The 22,251-nt window shown below is 66.6% G+C and carries 17 protein-coding genes and 1 pseudogene; 10 read left to right on the top strand and 8 right to left on the bottom strand.

Going from position 1 to position 22,251, the window contains the following annotated elements; translation table 11 throughout:
* Window positions 1–120: 120 nt before the first annotated feature.
* The 3 genes from FB562_RS06230 to FB562_RS06220 all read right to left on the bottom strand — a co-directional run bounded on the left by FB562_RS06230 (window position 121) and on the right by FB562_RS06220 (window position 5,889).
* The gene (locus FB562_RS06230; RefSeq protein WP_141880357.1) at window positions 121–3,519 is read right to left on the bottom strand and encodes an error-prone DNA polymerase; all 3,399 of its coding nucleotides are present in this window, start codon (window positions 3,517–3,519) and stop codon (window positions 121–123) included.
* Window positions 3,520–3,604: 85 nt separating this feature from the next.
* Window positions 3,605–5,185 (bottom strand): DNA polymerase Y family protein, encoded by a 1,581-nt coding sequence (locus tag FB562_RS06225; protein WP_141880356.1) that lies wholly within the window; start codon window positions 5,183–5,185, stop codon window positions 3,605–3,607.
* Window positions 5,182–5,889, bottom strand: a complete 708-nt coding sequence (locus FB562_RS06220) for a hypothetical protein (protein WP_141880355.1) — start codon at window positions 5,887–5,889, stop codon at window positions 5,182–5,184. Before FB562_RS06220 ends, FB562_RS06225 begins: the two co-directional genes overlap by 4 nt.
* 105 nt (window positions 5,890–5,994) lie before the next feature.
* On the opposite strand from FB562_RS06220, the gene FB562_RS06215 reads away from it, so the two are divergent.
* On the top strand, window positions 5,995–6,825 hold the full coding sequence (locus FB562_RS06215) for a type II CAAX endopeptidase family protein (RefSeq protein WP_141880354.1): 831 nt from the start codon (window positions 5,995–5,997) through the stop codon (window positions 6,823–6,825).
* 28 nt (window positions 6,826–6,853) lie between these two features.
* Here FB562_RS06215 and FB562_RS06210 read toward each other — a convergent pair whose 3' ends face one another.
* Window positions 6,854–7,219, bottom strand: coding sequence for an RNA-binding S4 domain-containing protein (locus tag FB562_RS06210; protein WP_141880353.1), 366 nt, complete (start codon window positions 7,217–7,219; stop codon window positions 6,854–6,856).
* 64 nt (window positions 7,220–7,283) lie between these two features.
* Here FB562_RS06210 and FB562_RS06205 point away from each other — a divergent pair, with 64 nt between their 5' ends.
* The gene (locus tag FB562_RS06205) at window positions 7,284–8,750 is read left to right on the top strand and encodes a flavin monoamine oxidase family protein (protein WP_141880352.1); all 1,467 of its coding nucleotides are present in this window, start codon (window positions 7,284–7,286) and stop codon (window positions 8,748–8,750) included.
* Window positions 8,751–8,760: 10 nt separating this feature from the next.
* Here the strand turns inward: FB562_RS06205 and FB562_RS13770 are convergent.
* Window positions 8,761–9,324: pseudogene (locus FB562_RS13770) on the bottom strand (Pr6Pr family membrane protein); the annotation flags it as partial.
* 85 nt (window positions 9,325–9,409) lie between these two features.
* Window positions 9,410–9,853: a hypothetical protein gene (locus tag FB562_RS06200; RefSeq protein ID WP_141880351.1), complete on the bottom strand. Its 444-nt coding sequence runs from the start codon at window positions 9,851–9,853 to the stop codon at window positions 9,410–9,412.
* 152 nt (window positions 9,854–10,005) lie between these two features.
* Here FB562_RS06200 and FB562_RS06195 point away from each other — a divergent pair, with 152 nt between their 5' ends.
* From FB562_RS06195 to FB562_RS06185, 3 genes are all read left to right on the top strand, one after another.
* Window positions 10,006–10,509 (top strand): FHA domain-containing protein, encoded by a 504-nt coding sequence (locus tag FB562_RS06195; protein WP_141880350.1) that lies wholly within the window; start codon window positions 10,006–10,008, stop codon window positions 10,507–10,509.
* Window positions 10,509–11,225, top strand: a complete 717-nt coding sequence (ftsR, locus tag FB562_RS06190) for a transcriptional regulator FtsR (protein ID WP_141880349.1) — start codon at window positions 10,509–10,511, stop codon at window positions 11,223–11,225. The genes FB562_RS06195 and ftsR overlap by 1 nt, the downstream gene beginning before the upstream one ends.
* Window positions 11,226–11,408: 183 nt before the next feature.
* Window positions 11,409–11,960 carry a MerR family transcriptional regulator gene (locus FB562_RS06185; RefSeq protein ID WP_141880348.1) on the top strand — a complete coding sequence of 184 codons (552 nt, stop codon included), beginning with the start codon at window positions 11,409–11,411 and terminating at the stop codon, window positions 11,958–11,960.
* Between the two features lie 143 nt (window positions 11,961–12,103).
* On the opposite strand, the gene FB562_RS06180 is transcribed toward FB562_RS06185, so the two are convergent.
* Entirely contained in the window at window positions 12,104–12,892 is a 789-nt protein-coding gene (locus FB562_RS06180; protein WP_141880347.1) for a ParA family protein, read from the bottom strand.
* 112 nt (window positions 12,893–13,004) lie between these two features.
* Between FB562_RS06180 and FB562_RS06175 the strand changes: the two genes are divergently transcribed.
* The 3 genes from FB562_RS06175 (at window position 13,005) to def (ending at window position 18,364) form a co-directional block, all read left to right on the top strand.
* Window positions 13,005–16,409: a pyruvate carboxylase gene (locus tag FB562_RS06175; protein WP_141880346.1), complete on the top strand. Its 3,405-nt coding sequence runs from the start codon at window positions 13,005–13,007 to the stop codon at window positions 16,407–16,409.
* Window positions 16,410–16,486: 77 nt separating this feature from the next.
* Window positions 16,487–17,821 (top strand): MinD/ParA family ATP-binding protein, encoded by a 1,335-nt coding sequence (locus FB562_RS06170; protein ID WP_246081358.1) that lies wholly within the window; start codon window positions 16,487–16,489, stop codon window positions 17,819–17,821.
* Between the two features lie 54 nt (window positions 17,822–17,875).
* Window positions 17,876–18,364, top strand: a complete 489-nt coding sequence (gene def / locus FB562_RS06165) for a peptide deformylase (protein ID WP_141880344.1) — start codon at window positions 17,876–17,878, stop codon at window positions 18,362–18,364.
* 94 nt (window positions 18,365–18,458) lie between these two features.
* On the opposite strand, the gene FB562_RS06160 is transcribed toward def, so the two are convergent.
* Window positions 18,459–20,285 (bottom strand): AMP-dependent synthetase/ligase, encoded by a 1,827-nt coding sequence (locus FB562_RS06160; RefSeq protein WP_141880343.1) that lies wholly within the window; start codon window positions 20,283–20,285, stop codon window positions 18,459–18,461.
* A gap of 201 nt (window positions 20,286–20,486) precedes the next feature.
* Here FB562_RS06160 and FB562_RS06155 point away from each other — a divergent pair, with 201 nt between their 5' ends.
* Complete coding sequence (locus tag FB562_RS06155) at window positions 20,487–21,434, top strand: ROK family glucokinase (protein WP_141880342.1); 948 nt, start codon at window positions 20,487–20,489, stop codon at window positions 21,432–21,434.
* Between the two features lie 30 nt (window positions 21,435–21,464).
* Window positions 21,465–22,154 (top strand): lysophospholipid acyltransferase family protein, encoded by a 690-nt coding sequence (locus FB562_RS06150; RefSeq protein WP_141880341.1) that lies wholly within the window; start codon window positions 21,465–21,467, stop codon window positions 22,152–22,154.
* The last annotated feature ends 97 nt before the right edge of the window (window positions 22,155–22,251 follow it).

Raw genomic sequence — 22,251 nt, 5'->3', positions numbered from 1 at the left:
GCGCGACCACGGCCGAAGCGACCAGTGACCACTCGCGTGATACCGCGAGTGGTCACTTTTCGCCCTTCATGTGCGCGTAAAGGGCTCATCGTGACCTTTCGTTGATCCGGATGGGGCCGCTCACTGGAAGTCGCGCGACCGCGTGCGCACCGGCATCCGCAGCTCTTCGAAGCGGTCGGCGACGACGTTCACGATGCCGTCGGGGGAACGCTCCAGGATGCCGCGCACGAGCAGCGCGGGCGACTCCCTGGCGATACGCCGGTAGCGAGCCCACGCCCCCTTGCTCACGATGATGTTCAGGATGCCCGTCTCGTCTTCGATGTTCATGAACGTCATGCCGCTGGCCGTCTGTGGCCGCTGGCGGTGCGTGACGATGCCGCTCACATGGATGCGCCGCCCGGATTCCGCTGTGGTGAGCGCGTCGATGGGGAGCACCCCGCGTCCGGCCAGTTCGGGGCGCACATGCCTCATCGGGTGGTCATCCGTCGACACCCCCGTCGCCCACAGGTCGTAGGCCACCTGCTCTGCCGGTGTCAGCATCGGCAGCAGAGGAGGCTGGATGCTCGTCCCGCTGCCGTCGAGATGGCCTGACTTCTCCTGCGCGGCGGCCCCCGCATCCCACAGCGCTTCGCGGCGGCTCATGCCGAGCGAGTCGAAGGCTCCGGCGGAGGCGAGCGCCTCCAACTGTTCGGCGCTCAGGCCGACCCGGCGCGAGAGATCTGCGAGGTCGGCGAATGCTCCGCTCGTCTCCCGTTCTGCGACGATCCTCTCGGCGAGGGCTGAGCCGATTGTGGTCACCTCGGCCAGGCCGAGCCGCACGGCGAAGCCTGCGTCGCGCCGGTGGGAGGCGGTGTCCGCGGGTGAGGTTCGGTCGAACGCGCCGATCGGTGGCTGGTTCTGCTGCACGCAGCCGTCCTGCCTCCGGTGGTCGGCTCTGCCGAGTTCGCTGTCTCTGGGCTCGGTGATCGATTCGAGCTTCGCCTGCGCGTCAGAGAGCAGGATGTCGGGCCGCAGCACGGCCACACCGTGCCTGCGGGCATCCGCCACAAGCGTCTGCGGCGAGTAGAAGCCCATCGGCTGCGCCCGCAGCAGCGCCGCGAGGAATGCGGCGGGATAGTGCAGCTTCAGCCAGGAGCTCGCATAGACGAGCACGGCGAAGCTCAGAGAATGCGATTCGGCGAAGCCGAAGTCGGCGAACGCTTCGATCTGCGCGTAGATGCCGTTCGCCGTGTCACCGGTTATACCGTTCGAGGCCATGCCGGCGAAGAGCTTCTTCTTGAGCGAGTCGATGCGTTCGACCCCGCGCTTGGATCCCATCGACCGGCGCAGCAGGTCGGCGTCTTCTGCCGTGCATCCGCCGACGGCCACGGCCATCTGCATGAGCTGTTCCTGAAAGAGGGGAATCCCCAGGGTTCGCTCCAGCACCTCCTTCAGTCGGGGGTGCGAGTAGCTGACCTTCTCCTCGCCTGCTCGGCGGCGGATGTACGGATGTACCGCACCGCCCTGGATGGGACCCGGCCGGATGAGGGCGATCTCGACCACGAGGTCGTAGTAGCAGCGCGGCTTGAGTCTCGGCAGCGTCGCCAGCTGGGCCCGGCTCTCCACCTGGAAGACGCCGATCGCATCCGCCCTGCACAGCATGTCGTAGACGCCCTGCTCCTCTTTGGGGATGGTCTCGATGCTCCACCGTTCGCCGAGGTTGTCGTCGACGAGGTCGAAGCAGTACTGCAACGCCGCGAGCATGCCGAGCCCGAGCAGGTCGAACTTGACGAGGCCCATCCATTCGCAGTCGTCTTTGTCCCACTGCAGCACCGTTCGGTTCTCCATGCGTGCATGCTCGATGGGGCATACCTCGCCGACGGGTCGCTCGGTGAGCACCATCCCGCCCGAGTGGATGCCCAGATGGCGGGGGGCCTTCAACAGCTGCTGTGTGAGCCCGATGACGGTGGCGGGGATGCCGTCCCCCTTCTCGGTGGCGGGAATGTCGCGTTCCAGTCGCTTCGACCAGGCGTCCTGCTGGCCCTGGCTGTAGCCGAGCGCCTTCGCCATGTCGCGCACGGCGTTCTTGGGCCGGTAGCTGATGACGTTCGCGACCTGGGCGGCGTTGCGTCTGCCGTATTTTCGGTAGACGTACTGGATGACCTCTTCGCGGCGATCCGAGTCGAAGTCGACGTCGATGTCGGGCTCTTCTTCGCGCATGCTCGACAGGAAGCGCTCGAACGGCAGCTTGAAGAAGATCGAGTCGACGGCGGTGATGCCGAGCACGTAGCAGACGGCCGAGCTGGCGGCTGAGCCGCGCCCCTGGCACAGGATGCCCCGCTCGCGAGCGAACTGCACGATGTCGTGCACGATGAGGAAGTATCCGGGAAAGTCCTTCGTCTCGATGACGCCGAGTTCCTGCTCGAGCCGGGCGTGCACAGTCTTGTCGGCGTCCGGGTATTTCGCCGGGGTTCCGCGTCGCACCAGTTCTCTGAGCCACGACATGGGTGTGTGGCCGTCGGGCACGTCCTGTTTCGGCAGTTTCGGTCGGGCGGCGCGCAGGCTGAAGGCGAGATCGTCGGCCAGTTCGACGGTTCGGGCCACGGCGCCGGGGTAGCGGGAGAAACGTCGGGCCATCTCGGCACCGCTGCGCAGGTGAGCCCCGTCGGAGGCGGGCAGCCAGGCATCCATCTCGTCGAGGCTGCGGTGTGCCCGCACGGCGGCGATCGCGGATGCGAGGGGCTGCTCGTCGGGGTGCGCATAGTGCACGGCGTTGCTGGCGATGTAGGGGATGCCCAGCCGCGCGGCGATTCCGGCGAGGGCGTCGTTGTGCTCGCTGTCGAGGGGGCCTCCATGGTCGATCAGTTCGACGACGACGTTCTCGTCGCCGAACAGTCGCATGAGCCGCAGCACCTCCCCTTCTGCCGCCTGCTCACCGTGGGAGGTGAGCGCACGGCGCACGGCGCCCTTGCGGCATCCGGTGAGCACGACCCAGTGGCCGCCGGATGCCTCGGCGAGCTGTTCGAGGTCGTAGACGGGCTGCCCCTTCTGGGCGCCGTCGGCGAGTTGCGCGGTCGTGATCGCGCCGGCGAGCCTGTGGTAGCCCTCCTCGCGTCGGGCGAGCACGAGCAGATGTTCGCCTTCGGGGTCGGCCTGGCCGTTCTGTGGCATGCCGAGGTCGAGCGAGAGTTCTGCCCCGAACACCGTCTTCAGTGGTGTTGTCTCTGCCGCTTCCGCCATCCGCACGATGCCGTAGAGGCCGTCATGGTCGGTGAGGGCGAGGCCGTGCAGGCCGAGGCGCATGGCTTCGGTGACGAGTTGGGCGGGGGAGGAGGCGCCGTCGAGAAAGCTGAAATGCGAGTGGATGTGCAGTTCGGCGTAGGGCACCTGCGGCCCGGCCGGGGTGTCGTCCGGCTGAGGGGTTGGGGCCGAGGCTGGGGGTGGGCGTCGGCGGGAGTGGTGAGGTCGTTCGGGCTGCGGTTCGCCGCTGAGCGTTCGCTCGAGTTCCGCCCAGGTGACCGGGGGATTGTTCCATCCCATCCGCTGTTCCTCCTTCCCTGTTCACCCGCCGATGTCCGGTTGGGCCCGTGTTCAGCTGGACGTTGTCCAGCGGGTCGCAGTGGTTTCAGTCGTAGCGCCCCTCCGCCCACCAGCAGTGTTGTTCGAGCAGAAGAAGCCAGGCCGTTCCGTTGTCGTCGAGTATCTGAAAGCGGTCGGAGCGGCGGCTCTTTGCCGGATCCCACCAGCGTTGTCGTAGCGGCCAGGGCCCCGCCCAGCCCGCGATGCGATGTCTGCCGGGCGGGCCGGTGCCGCCCTGTTCGTGCCCCAGCCAGGTGGGCGCACCGCTGAGGGAGCCGCGCCGGTCCACGTCGACCGTTGTGCCGCCTGCGTCGAGCACGGTGACGGGTTGGGGCGTCTCGAACACGGTTGTCGGCTGCGGGTCGGGAAGGCTGCCCGGCCAGGGGCGTGACGAGGCGGCCCGTGCGGTGGCCGGCGGGGCGTCTCCCCAGGGCACGAGAACCCGCCGCTCTGCGAGCAGCCGCCCGCCGCCCGCCACCGCTGTGAGTACGGCTTCGTGCCCGAGCATGCTCTGGATGCGCGACAGTCCGTGGTGGATGCGCTCGTCTGCCATCTGCCCCCACAGGCCCTCTTCGTGGCCTGCCGCAGCGTCGACGTGTTCCGGTGCGATCTGTACCCGCGCGACGGGGGAGTCTGGCCCGCCGTCGGCGCCGGAGTCTCCCTGCAGCTGCCAGCGGACCCGGTCGAGCACATCCGCCGCTGTGAAGTATCGCGGATGCGCCCAGCCGCGTTCCGAGTTCACCCCCGTCTCATCCGTCACGGTGATGCGGATCCCCGTGCACACGAGCCTCTCGCGCGTGAGTCGGGTTATGAAGAGTTCGGATGCCGCCCGCATCCCGAATGCGATCTGGTCGACCCGATCGAGGGGCGGTTCGAATTCGACGGAGCAGTCGAGCTCACGCGGCGGCACCCGTGCGATCACGGGGCGCGGGTCGTTTCCTCCCGCGCGGGCGTGTGCCCTGGCGCCGGTTTCACCGAAGCGGGTGCGCACATCTGTCGCCGACAGGGCGGCGAAGTCGCCGAGGGTGCGCGCCCCCAGCCTGCGGAGCAGCGGGGTGACGCTGTCGTCGCCGAGCGCCTCGATGGGCAGGCCTGCGAGGAATCGTGCCGATTCTCCGGCCGGCACGATGATGAGCGGATGCTGCGCGGTCGCCTGCCAGACCGCCTGCTCTGCTGCGAAGAGGCTGTCGGCGATCCCGATGCCCGTTCCTGCCAGGCCGTGTTCTTCGAGCGCGGTGAGCAGTCGTTCTGCTGCTTGTTGTTCTCCTCCGTAATAGCGGGCGGCGCCTCTGGCCCGCACCGCGCAGAGCCCGGGTCTCAATATCTGCACTCCCGGCACGATCTGTTCGATGACGGCGACGACGGGGTCGAAGGCCCGGGCATCGGCAGTCGCGTCGTAGGGGGCGAGCACCAGTTCGGGGCAGCGCAGCTGTGCTTCGCGCAGGCGCAGCCCGCGGCGCACGCCTTCCCGCCGGGCCGATTCGGAGCAGGCCACGACGTGCCCGCGGTCGACGAGTGCGAGCGGGCCGTCCGGCGGAAGCCCCTGCTCCATCCGTGCTGCTGAGATGGGCCAGTCGGGCAGCCAGACGATGAGCGCCCGCAGTGGGTCTGCTGCCGTCTCGGTCATCCGGCGATCCCCTGCACGAGTCGGATCGAGGGGCTGTGCGCCGTGCCTGTTGCCGTTGCGATCGGATGCCCCCGCTCGGCCAGGTCGAGCCGGATGGCGCGCATGCGCCCGCTGCGTCCGGTCGACTGCACATCCAGGTGCCGCGTGCGCAGTCTGCCGTGGCCATCCGAGAGCCCTTCCCAGCGGTTCGTGGCCACCCGCAGCGTCGCCTCGGCGTGCGGCCAGTCGCCCAGCACGAGGAGGGTGCTGCCGCGCTGCCGCAGCCGGGCCGCGAGCCTGTTGGCGTCGGCGGCGGTCGCCCTGCCCGGGGGCGCCAACAGCACCATGCCGAGGACGTCGGCCATGGCGGCGGCGACGGTGAGCCAGCGGTCGCCGGGGCGGGGCACCAGCACGAGCCGTTCGAGGTCCACGCCCAGCCCGGCGGCCGCCTCCGTTCCGAGCCCGGGCATCCCGAGCACCCCGCACCAGGCACCCTGCCGGGAGGGTCCGGCCAGGAGTGCCAGGGCGAGCGTCACAGCCCCCGCGGCGCTTCCGTCGATGGAGTAGCTCGCGCCTGCCCGCAGCCCTTCGGGCAGCAGCGACTCCATGCCGGGGGGCATGGGTAGGGTCTTCTCGTCGAGCCGGGTGGCCTGCATCTGCCGGATGCGCGTCTGCAGCTCGTCCCGCGCGAGGGCGGGGGAGGAGGTTTCGGCGAGCAGCGTCATGCCCATAGTTTCGAACATATGTTCGAGTTAATCAACTGAGAGCTTTCCTCGTCGCCAAGCCACCCGCATCCGCCTGACTGCGGCACCGTGTGACATCCTGAACGGGTGACGTCGACACTGATCGCAGCCGAAGCGCCGCGCACCGCCCTCAGCTGGAAGCTGCTGCCCGCGGTGCTGCTCTCGGCATCCGCCGTCGTCCTGTTCGGTCTTGAGAGCGACGCCGGCTATCTGCTGATCGCGGCGAGCCTTGTGGCGGCTGCCGTCATCGATCGTGTGCTTCTGCGCCATCTGGCGCTCATCGCATCCGGTCTCATCATCATCAGTCTGGTTCCGCTGAACGCCGATCTGAGCCTCGGGCACATGGCGCTCATGGGCGGCGCGCTCGCGCTCGCCGTTCTGGTGCCGTGGCTGGTCGACCGGTTCGTGTTCCGGGAGCGCATCATCCGTTTTCCGGTGCGCACGGGCCACCGCTGGTCGCTCACGGCGAAGCTCTACCTGCTGGGTGTCGTCGCGCTCGGCTATTTCATCCTGCCGGTGTATCTGATCAGCACGGATGTCTTCCAGAACTGGCCGAATGCGATCAGCACGGATGATCCCACCATCTTCTGGCGCCTCTTCCTCGGTGTGAACACGGTCGGCATCTGGGATGAGTTGTTCTTCGTCTGCACGACGTTCACTCTGCTGCGCCGCCATTTTCCGGATTGGTTGGCGAACATCCTGCAGGCGGTGATCTTCTCGTCGTTCCTGTGGGAGATCGGCTATGAGGCGTGGGGGCCGCTGTTGACGTTTCCGTTCGCGATGCTGCAGGGGTACACGTTCAAGCTGACCAAGTCGCTCACCTATGTGGTGTCGGTGCACCTGTTGTTCGATCTGGTGCTGTTTCTGGCGCTTGTGCACGCGCACAACCGTGACTGGCTGCCGATCTTCCTCTACTGAGACTGAGACTGAGACTGAGCCGGGCCGTTCAGTAGCCGCGCAGTTGCTCCAGTTCGCGCCGTTCGCGTTTGGTGGGGCGGCCGGCGCCGCGGTCGCGTACCGGCAGGAGGGGCCGTTCCTCCCGGGGTGGCGGTGGTGGGGTCGTCTCGTTGTAGGCGGTTGCTGCGTCGGGCGCGCCGACCCGTTTGACGAGGAGGCGCTGCACCACGAGCGTGCGGTCGAAGCCGGCGATGCGCACGCGCACCTCGTCGCCGATGCGCACCGTCTGGGCGGCTTTGACGCGCTCGCCGCCGACCCGCACATGCCCGGCGCGGCAGGCCGCTGTGGCTGCCGAGCGCGTCTTGTACACGCGCACGGCCCACAGCCAGCTGTCGACCCTGGCCCCGTTCTGCATGCTCTCAGGGTAGTCGGCGCGGTCGCTGGTGGTTCCGGATGCTCACAGCTACAGTGACCGAGGGATGACTATATCGAGGCGCACCTTCCTTATGGGCTCGGCTTCCGGGCTGACCCTCCTTGCCGTTTCGGCGTGCACGAGTGCACCGCCGCAGCCGACTCCGACGGTTCCGCCGACGCGCACGAAGATTCCGCAGCCGTCGGCGTTCGAGCGCAGTTCTTGGGCGAGCGATCCGTTCTCGCGGGGCGCTCTCAGCTTCCAGCCGGTCGGCTCGAGCCCTGAGCAGCGTGCCGCGCTGGGCGAGCCGGTGGCGGGCCGCTTGTTCTTCGCGGGGGAGCACACCGCTGATTTCGAGCCGGGAACGGTGCAGGGCGCCCGCGCTTCCGGCCTGCGGGTCGCGCTCGAGTTGGCAGATGTTGTCGGCGAGCGGGAGCGCATCGCCGTCGTGGGGGCCGGGATCGCTGGGGCGACGGTCGCGCGGCGTCTCGCCGATGCGGGCCACAGCGTTGTGGTGGTGGAGGGCCGGGATCGTTCGGGTGGCCGCATCCGCACGGTCGATGACGAGCGTTGGCCGGCGCCGATCGAGTTGGGGGCCGCCTGGGTGCACGATGCGTCGACGAATCCTGTGACGTCGGCGTTGGCTCGTGCCGAGGTGTCGACGAGCTCGTTCGATTTCGTGTACGACAGGCGTACGGCGGCGGGGGCGTCGATCGAGGCTGGTTCCGTGGCTCCGGATGCTGTGGCCGCCGCGATCGCCTGGGCCGCGTCCCAGCCGGGTGATGTCTCCATCGCCGACGCCCTCGTGGCGTCGGGCGCGGCGGATGTCAGTTCGTCGCGCTCGCCCGACGGGGTGTCCGACGCCGATCTGCTCGAGAATTTTGTTGCCGGCGATGTCGTGATCGAGGGCGGTGCGGAGGCCGATGAGCTCTCTGCCTGGTTCACGGCCGACCCGACGCGCAGCACTGATGACGATGTTCTGGTCACGGGCGGGTTTGCCGGCCTGGTGACATCCGAGCTCGACGGTCTTGACATCCTGCCGTCGAGCACGGTGTCGAGTGTCAGCTATGACAACGATGGGGTGAGTCTGCGTCTGGCGCGGGGCGAGTCGCTGTCTGCGGATCGTGTCGTCATCACGGTGCCGCTGGGTGTTCTGAAGGCGGGGTCGATCGAGTTCGATCCGCCGCTGCCGTTCGCCCACCGGGGCGCGATCTCTGCGCTGGGGATGGGTCAGCAGGAGAAGATCGTGCTCCGTTTCGATGCCCCGTTCTGGTCGACGGATGCCACGGTGTGGAGCGTCATCGACGGCGACTCCGATTTTCCGCTCTGGTACAACCTGTTGCCGCTCACGGGTGAGCCCATGCTTGTGGGGATCTGTGCAGGCGAGGCAGCGACGCGCTTGGCCGAGTTCTCTGATGCCGATCTGCTGCAGGCGGCGTTGACGAGTCTGGAGCCGTTCCTTGATCCCGAGGTGCTTGAGGGGCCTGGGGGCGTGCTTCCGTCGCCGTCTGGCGAGAGTGGTGCCGCCGACTGATCGCGATCAGCCCGGAGACGACGCCGGTGAAGATGACGATTGTCGCGAGGATGTAGAGCCCGAATTCGAAGGGGATCTCGACGAGTGCGGGGTCGAGGAAGAAGTACGGGTACCAGTACACCTGTGAGCCGCGGATCATCGTGAAGACCACCCAGATCGCGGGGAACAGCAGCACCCAGCCGATCGTCTTCCACGGAACTTCTCTGCCGGGGGCGACGATCCAGTCGAGCAGCGCGTAGGCGGGCAGCACGAAGTGCAGCAGCTGGCTCGACCAGGGCGCCCAGACAGGGATTCCGCGGAAGGTTCCCTCCACGAGGATCACAGCGAACACGAGCCCCGAGACGATGACGTAGCAGGTGGAGACGGCCCTGAGCTTGTCCAGCCAGAGGGGGTCCTGCGGTTCGCGCAGGGCGTTGGCGGCTCCCAGCGCGAAGACGATGACGGCGATCGTCATGCTCTGCACGGTGAAATAGCTGAAGAAGTTGGCGATCGCGAACGGGCCGGTGCCGATCGTGTAGTTGATGTCACCGATGAGCGCTACGACGGCGACGCACGCCGCAGTGATGCGCGTCACGCCGAAGATCGTGCGCGCCCCGCGGGTGTGACGCGCTGCATTGATCCTGCGCACGGGTTCCTCTGACTCGCCGTTCGCGACGGACTCAGGCGTCGACGAGCGCGCCCTTCCAGTTCACGAGCTTGCGTACGGTCTCGCTGGGGTCCGCTGCGAGGCGCTCCATGACGTCCGCCGGAACGTAGTAGTTGACGGCGAGCCATCCGCGGACCTGCTCGGATGCGTCGTCGGCCATCGATCGGAGAACGTCGCAGGGCGCGTATTCATTGCGGGCGACGCAGCTGCGCACACCGTCGTCGGGGTCACGCGCCAGCACCTCGAAGAGGTCCTCCGGCGTGTGGTAATTACTGGCGACGCTCTCGCGGATCTTGGGGTTCTGATCCTGGGCCAGGATGCGCAGCCGGCGGATCTTGCTCTCCGTCACGGGCGGGGCGGGATGCAGCGCCGCAGCCTCCTCGGGGGTCAGCATGACGGGAACGTGCTCGCGCATGGCCGCGAGCTGCGCCGGAGTGTTGAAGCGGATGCACGACATGCTTCGAGCGTACCCTCCGAGGCTCGGGCCCAGCAGATCGATCCGGCGTGCCGCGAATGCGGGGTGCCTTCTCATCTTCGGCTGGGAAATCGGGCCCCCGGGCAGGCCTTCGAATCCGATACGCTGGGACGCTAACGAGCTAGGAGGTCCACATGGTTGATTCACCGCGATCGGATCACACCGGTGCGAACGGTTCTGGTTCGAACGGTGAGCACGACGAGCCCCGCACCACCGACACGACAGCTCACTTCGGCGAGGAGTTCGAAGCCCAGCTGGCTGCGCTCACGGGAACGATCTCTCCTGAGGAGAAGGATGCCGTCGGCGCGCTCCCCTCGGGGTCGGCGCTGCTGATCGTTCGGCGCGGCCCGAATGTGGGGTCTCGCTTCCTGCTGGATTCTGATGTGACAACGGCGGGCCGGCACCCTGAGGCCGACATCTTCCTCGACGATGTGACGGTCTCGCGCAGGCATTCGGAGTTCCTTCGTCACGGCACGACGTTCGAGATCAAAGATCTGGGGTCGTTGAACGGCACCTACTTCGACGGCGTGCGTATCGAGTCTGCGCTGCTCACGGATGGCGCTGAGGTTCAGATCGGCAAGTTCCGGCTGACGTTCTACGCTTCACGCGTCGATCTCGCGCAGCAGGCAGCCCACTAGTGGCGCGGTCCGCCGCGCAGCAGAGTTCGGCTGCGCAGGAGTCTTCTGCGGCCCCCGCGCTGCTCAGTATCGGCCAGGTGCTTGCCAGGTTGACGGCTGAGTTCCCCGATCTGACTCCCTCGAAGTTGCGCTTCCTGGAGGAGCGCCAGCTGGTCTCTCCGGCGCGTACCGAGTCGGGCTACCGCAAGTTCTCGCCGAGTGATCTGGAGCGGTTGCGTTTCGTTCTCACGATGCAGCGCGATCATTACCTGCCGCTGAAGGTCATCCGCGGCTATCTCGACGACATCGATGCCGGCCGCCAGCCGGAGCTTCCGGGCGCTGCGACGTTGTCGACGCCGTCGATGCTCCCCTCGGAGCGTCGCTTCCAGCGTGATGAGCTGATGCGCGAGGCCGGGGCCACTCCTCAACTGTTGAGTGATGCGGTGTCGTCGTCGCTGATCGTGGCGGCGGATGTCTATGGCGAGGATGCGCTCCATGTGCTGACTGCTCTGGTCGAGTTGAAGCGCAGCGGCATCGAGCCTCGTCATCTGCGGGGCTTCCGGGCTGCGGCGGAGCGCGAACTGGGGCTCATCGAGAGTGCCCTGATTCCGGTCGCGCGCAGGAATGACGCGTCGAGCAGGGCGAAGGCGGGGGAGCTTGCCCGTGAGATCGCGGGGCAGCTCGAAATCGTGCGGAGCAGCCTCATCCGCAGTGCGCTTTCGCGGCTCGACCCCTAAGCTGTCAGGAAGGCCACGCGATTGCGGCGACACGCCGCCCGCGATGTGGTCAATACAGGTTTTCGGGGTCGAAACCTCGTACCGTTGAGCTACATCAAGTTCAACCAGACCTTGAACGTTGCAGAGCAGCGTTCGGGCTCCTGCGGACTCAATCGGCAGGCACAGCGTGGAAGGCACATCGAGATGAGCGAACTCTCCAGTCGTAACGAGGATGCTCGTTACGACCTCGGGCTGCTGTTCACCGATGGCCTGCCCGATCTGGGTGATGCCGGCGCTGGCTACCGCGGTGCGGTCGCCGCCCGTGCGGCGGGTATCAGCTACCGCCAGCTCGACTACTGGGCTCGCACCGAACTGGTCGAACCGACCGTTCGTGGTGCCGCTGGCTCTGGTTCGCAGCGTCTGTACGGCTTCCGCGACATCCTCGTGCTCAAGCTCGTGAAGCGCCTGCTCGACACGGGCATCTCGCTTCAGCAGATTCGCACCGCCGTCAACCAGCTCCGCGAGGCGGGCGTCAACGATCTGGCGCAGACGACCCTCATGAGCGATGGCGCGAGTGTCTATCTCTGCACCTCCAATGACGAGGTCATCGACCTCGTCAACCGCGGCCAGGGCGTCTTCGGCATCGCTGTGGGCAAGGTCCTCCGCGAGGTCGAGCACAGCCTCGTCGAGCTTGAGGCCGACAAGCCGGATGCCATGGACGAGCTCGCGGCCCGCAGGGCGTCACGCGCCTCCTGAGCACCCGCCCCTGAGGCGTCGAGCCGTGACACCCGCTGGTCGAGGTGTGGAGCCGCAGCGCATCGGTGATACCCGCTGGTCGAGGTGTGCGAGTGCGGAGCGATCGCACAGTCTCGAGACCTGCCTCCGACTGACCCCTGGGGCTACGCCAAACCAGCCGTGCGGATGATCCGCTCGAGCAGCTGGTCGAAGTTGCGCGCCATCTCCTGTGCGCTCTCTCCGGGCCAGATGTGCAGCGGCTTGGCGGCACCTTGAGCCTGCTGCAGGGAGGTACGTTCCGGCAGTTGCGGGCTGAGTACGAGCGGCCCGAACATGTCGCGCAGTTCTTTGATGCGGAACTGGTGTTCGAGTGATTGCACTCGCGCACGGTTGACGATGATGCCGAGGGGCTGCAGGCGGGGGGAGAGGCCGCGGCGGATCTCTTCTATGGCGCGCAGTGCGCGGTCGGCTGCGGCGACGGAGAAGAGCCCGGGCTCTGTGACGACGGTGACCCGGTCGCTGGCCGCCCAGGCTGTGCGGGTGAGCGCGTTGAGTGAGGGCGCGCAGTCGATGAGCACGAGGTCGTAGTCGGCTTCGACGTTGGCGAGGGCCTCTTCGAGCTTCCAGATGTCGCGGATGCTGGGGTGCGGCCCGTCGAAGTTGATCGCCGAGGGGCTTCCGATCATGACGTCGATCTTGCCCGGGCGGCCGCGTGTCCATCCGCTGGGGGCGATCGCCTGGCGCACGATCTTCTCTTTGGGGGAGGCGAGCACGTCGGCGACGTTGAGGTGTCCGGCGACGTTGATGTCCATGCCGGTGGAGACATCCGATTGCGGGTCGAGGTCCACGACGAGGGTTCTGAGCCCCTTGGCAAAGGCTGCTGAGGCCAGTCCCAACGTGACGGTCGTCTTTCCGACGCCCCCCTTGAGGGAGCTCACGCTGAGTACATGCACAAAAAGAAACCCTACCTTCACTACTCTGAAAGAACCCAGCACATCGCACAGCGTTTGCCGCTCCGAGGCGGCTTTCTTTCGCAATAGAGTTGCGGAAGTCGGAAGGGACCGGATGTTTAAGAAGATTCTTGTGGCGAATCGTGGCGAGATCGCCATTCGCGCTTTTCGTGCCGCCTTCGAGTTGGGGGCGAGCACTGTCGCGGTGTATCCGTATGAGGATCGCAATTCCCTTCACCGCCAGAAGGCCGACCAGGCGTTCCAGATCGGCGAGAAGGGGCATCCGGTCAGGGCCTATCTCGATGTTTCTGAGATCATCCGCGTGGCGAAGCTGAGTGGCGCTGACGCGATCTACCCGGGCTATGGCTTCCTGTCGGAGAATCCGGAGTTGGCGCAGGCGGCGGCGGATGCCGGCATCACCTTCATCGGTCCGGGTAAGAGCGTGCTCGAGATGGCCGGCAACAAGGTGACGGCCAAGGAGTACGCGATCGCTGCGGGCGTTCCTGTGCTGAAGTCGTCGCCGGCGACGACGGATGTCGATGTGCTTGTCGCGGCGGCCGATGAGATCGGTTTTCCTGTCTTCGCGAAGGCGGTGGCGGGTGGCGGTGGCCGCGGCATGCGTCGCGTGAACACGCCCGAGGAGCTGCGTCCGGCGCTCGAGGAGGCCATGCGGGAGGCCGACAGCGCCTTCGGTGACGCCACGATGTTCTTGGAGCAGGCGGTGCTCCGCCCGCGTCACATCGAGGTGCAGATCCTGGCGGATTCCTCAGGCGAGACGATTCATCTGTTCGAGCGGGACTGCTCGATCCAGCGACGCAATCAGAAGGTTGTCGAGATCGCTCCCGCCCCGAACCTCGACGAGGGCATCCGGCAGGCGCTCTACCGTGATGCGGTCGCGTTCGCGAAGTCGATCGGCTACGTCAATGCGGGAACGGTCGAGTTCCTGCTTGACACGGTCGGCGATCGCGCCGGCGAGCATGTCTTCATCGAGATGAATCCGCGTATCCAGGTCGAGCACACGGTGACGGAGGAGGTCACGGATGTCGACCTCGTCCAGGCGCAGATCCGTATCGCCGCGGGGGAGACACTCGATCAGTTGGGCTTGAGGCAGGATTCGCTGAGCCTGCGGGGCTCTGCGTTGCAGTGTCGCATCACGACGGAGGATCCGACGCAGGGTTTCCGCCCCGACACCGGCAAGATCACGACGTATCGTTCGCCGGGCGGCGGCGGCATCCGTCTCGATGGCGGAACGGTGAGCCCCGGTTCGGAGATCAATCCGCACTTCGATTCGATGCTGGTCAAGATGACCTGCCGCGGGCGTGACTTCGCTTCGGCGGTGAGCCGTGCCAGGCGTGGTCTTGCGGAGTTCCGCATCCGTGGCGTTGCCACGAACATCCCGTTCATCCAGGCGGTCCTGGAGGATCCGTCGTTTGTCGCCGGTGATGTCAGCACGGCGTTCATCGATGAGCGCCCGCAGCTGATGCACGCGCACCCGTCGAGGGATCGCGGCACCAAGGTTCTCAACTGGCTGGCGGATGTGACGGTGAACCACCCGAACGGCCAGCCGTTCGGTGCGATCAATCCTGCGCTCAAGCTGCCCGAGTTCGACCGTCTGGCGACCCCGAAGCCGGGTTCGCGTCAGCGGCTGCTCGAGCTGGGTCCGGCCGGCTTCGCCGCCGCCCTGCGCGAGCAGAAGGCGCTTGCGGTGACGGAGACGACGTTCCGCGATGCCCACCAGTCGCTGTTGGCGACGCGGGTGCGCACCCGTGATCTGGTGCAGGCGGCACCTGCCGTGGCTCGGCTCACGCCGGAGCTGTTCTCGGTGGAGGCCTGGGGTGGCGCCACCTATGATGTGGCGTTGAGGTTCCTGGGTGAGGACCCGTGGGAGCGCCTTGCGAAGCTGCGCGAGGCCCTGCCGAATGTGGCCATCCAGATGCTGCTGCGTGGCCGCAACACTGTCGGCTACACCCCGTATCCGACGCAGGTGACGGATGCCTTCGTGCGTGAGGCGGCGAGCACCGGCGTCGACATCTTCCGCATCTTCGATGCGCTCAACGATGTCTCGCAGATGCGCCCGGCGATCGATTCGGTTCTTGAGACGGGTTCTGCTGTTGCGGAGGTCGCCCTCTGCTACACCGGTGATCTGCTGAACCCTGCCGAGGATCTCTACACGCTCGACTACTACCTGCGTCTGGCCGAGCAGATCGTGGAGTCCGGCGCGCACATCATCGCTGTCAAGGACATGGCGGGGCTGCTGCGCGCGGGTGCCGCCGAGAAGCTCGTCGTTGCTCTGCGCGAGCGTTTCGATCTGCCTGTCCACGTGCACACGCATGACACGGCGGGTGGCCAGCTGGCGACGCTGCTGGCGGCGAGCCGTGCGGGCGCGGATGCCGTCGATGTGGCGAGCGCGCCGATGGCGGGCACGACGAGCCAGCCTTCGTTCTCTGCCCTCGTGGCGGCTCTGGCGAACACGGAGCGCGACACCGGGTTCTCGCTTGACGCGGTCTCCGATCTCGAGCCGTACTGGGAGGCCGTGCGCGAGGTGTACCGTCCGTTCGAGTCCGGTCTGGCCGGCCCGACGGGGCGCGTGTACCATCACGAGATCCCGGGTGGCCAGCTCAGCAATCTGCGTCAGCAGGCGATCGCGCTGGGCCTCGGCGACCACTTCGAGAAGATCGAGGACGCCTATGCGGCGGCGAGCACGATGCTGGGCCGCCCGCCGAAGGTGACCCCGTCGTCGAAGGTCGTCGGCGATCTGGCGCTCGCACTCGTGGCAGCCGACGCCGATCCCGCCGATTTCGAGGCGAATCCGCAGAAGTTCGACATCCCCGATTCGGTGATCGGCTTCATGGCCGGCGAGCTCGGGGATCTGCCTGGCGGATGGCCCGAGCCGTTCCGCAGCCGGGTCCTGGAGGGCCGCACGGTGCGCATCGGCGTCAACGAGGTGTCCGAGGAGGATCAGGCCGCGCTCGACGGTTCCCCTGCCGAGCGCCGTGATGCGCTCAACCGGCTGCTGTTCCCCGCCCCGACGGCGCACTATGCGGAGGTTCGGGAGAGCTACGGCGATCTCTCGGTCGTCGACACGATCGACTACCTGTACGGGCTTCGTCAGGGCGATGAGCACATTGTCGAGATCGCGACGGGCGTGAACCTGTATGTGGGTCTCGAGGCCATCGGCGACGCCGATGACAAGGGCATGCGCACCGTCATGGCGACGATGAACGGGCAGCTTCGTCCTGTCTTCGTGCGCGATCGCAGCATCTCGGTCGATACGAAGGCGACGGAGAAGGCGGATGCCTCCAATCCGGGCCATGTCGCGGCCCCCTTCGCCGGAGTGGTGACGCTCCAGGTGGAGGAGGGTGCCGTTGTGGCGGCGGGCCAGGCGGTGGCGACGATCGAGGCCATGAAGATGGAGGCTGCGATCACGGCGAGCGTGGCGGGCACGGTGTCGAGGCTGGCGATCAAGGCGACGTCTCCTGTTGAGGGCGGCGACCTGCTCGTGGTGGTCGACCCGGCCTGAATCGGCGGCGACCGCAGCGATTGATAGACTGGATCGTTGCCGTCGGAGCCCATTCCGGTGGTGGAGGGATGCGATCGGTGGCCAACAGAGGAGACAGGGCGGATGCCGCGGGCAGGCCCAGCGGCTCGACGCGGGCCGTCGATGCTGCCCACGCCCTTGACGATGACGACGACATTGCGGCTGACGAAGCTGCGGCGTTGACCGTCAGCGTCGATCTTCCCGCCCCTGTCCGGGTCGCCCCGGAGGAGGAGCTGGCGCTCTCCATCCCTGATGAGCCGATCAGTGCCGGGCAGCTCGGACTGGTCGACACCTCGACCATGTCGATCGAGTTCGTGGGCACGGATCTCGAGGGTTCCGAGTCGATTGACGATGTCGATGATCCGGGCGTTCTCGATGTGGTTCCGCTGCCCGCGTCGGACGAGCGGCAGAGCCGTCGCGACCGGATGCGGGGCGAGGTGTCGAAGTCGCCGGAGTCGGCGAACATGCTCACGGCCGATCGCCTCATCGACAATCGCAAGCGCCGCCGTCCCGCCCCGGAGGGGTCGTGGCCGGCCTTCGTCTATGCGGTGACGCTGCATCTCGTGAATCTGGGCGATTCGCCCAAGGTTCGCGCCCGCAAGGAGATCGACGCCCGCATCGACAAGCAGTTCGAGGGCGGCACCCGTTTCGTGCCGGTGCTCACCCGCAAGGGCGGTGTCGGCAAGACGACGATCACTGCGCTGCTGGGCATGGCGCTCTCCGACGTGCGTGAAGACCGCATCATCGCGATCGATGCGAACCCCGACCGGGGCACCCTGTCAGAGCGTGTGAACAAGCAGACCAGGTCGACCGTGCGCGACATCGTCACGCAGGCGCCGTCGATCACGAGCTTCAACGACTTCTCCACGATGGTGTCGCGTGACGAGACCCGGCTCGACATCCTCGCATCCGACACCGACCCGATGCTGTCTGAGGCGTTCGACGAGAACGACTACAACGTTGTGGCAGATCTCGCGGCACGCTTCTACTCGATCGCGTTGACCGACTGCGGCACCGGCATCGTCCACTCGGTGATGCGGGCGACGCTGCAGCGCGCCGATTCGCTGGTCATCGTCTCCGGCGGCAGCGTCGACGAGGCGAGGCTCGCATCCGAGACCCTCACCTGGCTCGAGGCGAACGGCTACGCGAAGCTCGTGCGCAACGCGGTTGTCGCGATCAACACGGCCACCCAGGGAACCAGCCTGGTCAAGCTCGATGAGATCGAGTCGCACTTCCGCTCGCGCGTTCGCGAGATCGTGCGCATCCCGTATGACCCGCAGCTGGCTGCGGGCTCGGTGATCGACTACAAGGGTCTCAGGGATCTGACAAAGGATGCTGCGCGCAGGCTCGCCGCCATCGTGATGGATGGTCTGCCCGCTCGTCGCTCCGACTAACGGTGGCACGGCTCAAGCCGCCCCACCCTCTCGTACAGCCATGAAAGGCCACTCATGACCGCGCGCCAGATCAGGATCTTCGGCGATCCCGTGCTGAAGACCGTCTCCGACCCGGTGGGGCCGAACGACGACGTCGCGGGCCTCGTCGAGGATCTTGTCGACTCAGTGAAGCTGCCGGGGCGGGCCGGGGTGGCTGCCCCGCAGATCGGCGTCAACCTGCGCGCGTTCAGCTACAACGTGGACGGCGAGATCGGCTACCTGCTGAACCCTGAGCTTGTGGAGGTGTCGGGGGAACCGGAGCTGCTCGATGAGGGATGCCTCTCGGTTCCCGGCTTCTACTTCGAGCGCCTCCGCTATCCCTTCGCCCGTGTGCGCGGTGTCGACCTCGAGGGCAAGGAGATCGAGATCAGCGGCACCGGTCTGATGGCCCAGGCACTGCAGCATGAGATGGACCATCTTGAGGGCAGGCTCTACATCGATGGCCTCGACAAGGAGACCAAGCGGGAGGCCATGCGCCTCATCCGCGAATCCGACTGGTTCTAGGCACCCGGGGAGTGTGGCTCCTCACAGGATGCCCCCGCAGGAATAAAGGGAGGCCTGGGCGAATCCGCCCGGGCCTCCCTTTTTCTGGTCTTCGTCAGCCGGCGACCGAGATGCCCTCGGTTGCGGGACTGTCGTTGTACATGCTCTCGATGGAGTTCGAGAAGTCCTTCAGGATGACGGCGCGCTTGATGGAGAGCTTCGGCGTCAGGTGGCCGCTCGCCTCCGTCAGATCCTTCTCGAGGATGGTGAACTTGCGAATGGACTCGGCCCGAGAGACCGTCGCATTGGCGGCGTCGACCGCCCGCTGAACCTCGGCGATGACCTTCGGGTTCCTGGCGGCCTCTGCAACGCTGAGCGTCGCATCCTCACCGTTGTTGTTCAGCCAGACGGGGAGCATCTCGTCGTCGAGCGTGATCAGCGCGGAGATGAACGGCTTCTGGTCGCCGACGACGATGACCTGGCCGACGATCGGATTGGCGCGGATGGGGTCCTCGAGCGCTGCGGGGGAGACGTTCTTGCCGCCAGCGGTGACGATGATCTCCTTCTTGCGTCCGGTGATCACGAGGTAGCCGTCGGAGTCGAACTCGCCGACGTCACCCGTCTTGAACCAGCCGTCTTCGAAGGAATCCGCAGTGGCCTCCGCGTTCTGCCAGTACCCCTGGAACACGCTGACGCCCTTGGCCTGCACCTCGCCGTCGGAGGAGATGCGCAGCGCATTGCCTGGGACGGCCGGGCCCACCTTGCCGATCTTGAACTTCGAGGGGAGGTTCACCGTGACGGGCGCGGTGGTCTCGGTGAGGCCGTAGCCCTCGAGGATCGTCAGGCCGAGAGCACGGTAGAAGTGGCCCAGGCGCAGGCCGAGCGGCGCGGAGCCCGAGACGGCGTAGCGGACATTGCCACCCATCGCCGCACGGATCTTCGAGAGCACGAGCCTGTCGAGAACGGCGAACTTGAGTTTGAGTCCGAGGGGCACCGAGCCGGTGTCGAGGGCCTTCGAGTACTCGATCGCCGTCGTGACTGCAGCATGGAAGATCTTGCCCTTGCCTCCGGCCTCGGCCTTCTGCTCTGACGAGTTGTAGACCTTCTCGAAGACTCGGGGCACGGCGAGCAGGAAGGTGGGCTTGAAGGTTCCGAGCGACGGCACGAGCTGCTTGGTGTCGGGCTGGTGACCGACCTTGACTCCACCGTGGATGGCGAGGACCGAGATGAAGCGGGCGAAGACGTGGGCGAGCGTGATGAACAGCAGGGTGCTCGACTGGTCGTTGACGACCTCGGGGATGGCGAGCCGGCAGTTGCGTGCGAGCTCGTAGAAGTTGGAGTGGTTGAGTATCACGCCTTTCGGGCGCCCGGTCGTTCCCGAGGTGTAGATGAGGGTCGCGAGATCGTCGGCCTTCGCGAGGGTGCGCCGCCGTTCGATCTCCTCGTCGCTCACTCCACCGCCTCCTGCGACGAGCTTGTCGAGGTCACCCAGGTTGATCTGCCAGACGCTGCGGATGAGCGGGACATCGGCGTGGATCTCGTCGAAGCGCGCGAAATGGTCGGGTGTCTCGCCGATGAACGCGATCGCACCTGAGTCGGAGAGGTACCACTGGATCTGCGCGGGGGCCGAGGTCTCATAGATGGGCACGAGTACCGCTCCGGCGAACCATGTCGCGAAGTCGATGAGGGTCCACTCGTAGCTGGTCTTGGCCATGAGCGCGATCTTGTCGCCGGGCTCGATCCCTGCTGCGACCAGGCCCTTGGCCAGCGCGACCACCTGACGAAGGAACTCGCTCGAGGAGACGTCTTTCCAGCTGCCATCGGGCTGCGGGAGCGCGAAGAGGGCCTTGTCGGGCGTTTCTGCGACACGCTCTATGAGCAGGTCTGTCGCATTCGCATTCGGGTCGGCCTCAACGAGGGCGGGCACGATGTACTCTTTCACGGCAACTCCTTCGGTACCTGTGCGGGTGTGGCTAAAGGATATCGCTAGGCCCATCCCGTCACGAGGCAGTTGTTGATTCCCTACACTTGTCGAGGCACCCTCGCCGCGATGGTTTATCGCGCGACGCATACCGAGCATGGTTCGGTTCGGGTGCGCCCAGACTATCCGGCTGGGCTTCATCATGCAGAGAGGACAGCGCTGATGCACGCCGTCGGAATCGATATCGGAGGCACGAAGATCGCGGGGGCCCTCGTGACGGAGGCGGGGGAGATCGTCCGCTCCGATCGCACGCCCACGCCTGCGGGTGATCCGGGGGCCATCGTCGATGCTGTCGTTGGGATGATCGAGAGGCTCGTCGAGGGCGAGGAGGTGCGCGCGGCAGGCGTCGCCGCTGCCGGGTTCATCGACGAGCAGCAGTCGACGGTCTACTACGCCCCCAACATCAGCTGGCGGAACGAGCCGTTCCGCGACAGGCTGCGCGAGCGGCTCGATCTCGACATCACGATCGACAACGATGCGAATGCGGCCGGATGGGCTGAGTACCGTTTCGGCGCCGGCCGCGGGGTGAAGAACATGACGATGCTGACGATCGGCACCGGCGTGGGCGGTGCGATCATCGTCGATGGTCGCCTGCTGCGCGGCGGTTTCGGCGCCGGGGCGGAGCTCGGCCATCTGCGGGTCGTTCCGGGCGGTCTCCCCTGCGGATGTGGCGCGCGCGGATGCATCGAACAGTACGGCTCCGGCAGGGCTCTGTTGCGGATGGCGAACGAGATCGCCGATGTCGGCGGCATCGGCCTGCGGTTGGCGGGGCTGCGCGAGCACGGCGGTCAGCTCACGGGGCAGCACGTCGCGAAGCTCATCGCCGAGCAGGATCCGGGCGCGATCCAGGCGCTCCGTGAGCTCGGCGGCTGGCTCGGGCAGGCCTGTGCGTCGCTGAGCGCGGTGCTCGATCCGAGTCTCTTCGTGCTGGGTGGCGGAGTCGCCTCGGCGGGCGATCTGCTGCTGGACCCCATCCGTGAGGCTTATCTCGCCCACCTGCCGGCCCGCGGATATCATCCGGAGCCGTCGTTCGAGACAGCGCAGCTGGTGAATGACGCGGGTGTCGTGGGCGCGGCAGACCTCGCCCGGTTGCACCAGCAGTCGCGTTAGAGTGGGTGCACACTTTTCAGGAAGGCTCCGATGTTCTATTGGTTCATGAAGAACCTGGTTGCCGGTCCGATTCTGCGAACCGTGTTCCGGCCCTGGGTGACGGGGCATGAGAACATCCCGAAGACCGGTGGCGTGATTCTCGCCAGCAACCATCTCTCCGTCGTCGACTCGGTGTTCCTGCCGCTCATGATGGATCGCCGCATCAGCTTCCTCGCCAAGAGCGATTACTACACGACGCGTGGAATCAAGGGCTGGGCGATCAAGACATTCCTGAAGGCGACGGGCATGATCCCGATCGACCGCTCGGGCGGCAAGGCCTCTGAGGCGTCGCTCAACACCGGCCTGGGGGTTCTGGCTCGCGGCGAGATCCTCGGCATCTACCCCGAGGGCACCCGAAGCCCCGACGGCAACCTCTATCGCGGTCGTACGGGCGTGGCCCGGATGATCCTGGAGGGCAATGTCCCCGTCGTCCCTGTCGCGATGATCGACACGGAGAAGGCGATGCCGATCGGAACGCGCCTGCCCAAGGTTCGTCGTATCGGCATCGTCATCGGCAAACCGCTCGACTTCTCCCGCTTCGAGGGGATGGAGGGGGATCGTTTCATCCTGCGCTCCGTGACCGATGAGATCATGTACGAGCTCCTTCAGCTCAGCGGGCAGGAATATATTGACGTCTATGCGTCTTCTGTCAAGGAGAAGCGCTCGAGCCTGACGCGCTGAACCCGGGGGCATCGCTGCTCCACTAAACTCGGGGGAACGATGCCATGAGGCCCGTTTCCTGCCCATCCCGAAGAGGAACCCATTTCGTGACCAAGTC

The organism is Homoserinimonas aerilata, assembly GCF_006716125.1.
Taxonomy (GTDB): domain Bacteria; phylum Actinomycetota; class Actinomycetes; order Actinomycetales; family Microbacteriaceae; genus Homoserinimonas; species Homoserinimonas aerilata.
The sequence above is the reverse complement of the archived record's forward strand: the minus strand, read 5'-3'. Positions and strand labels throughout refer to the sequence as shown.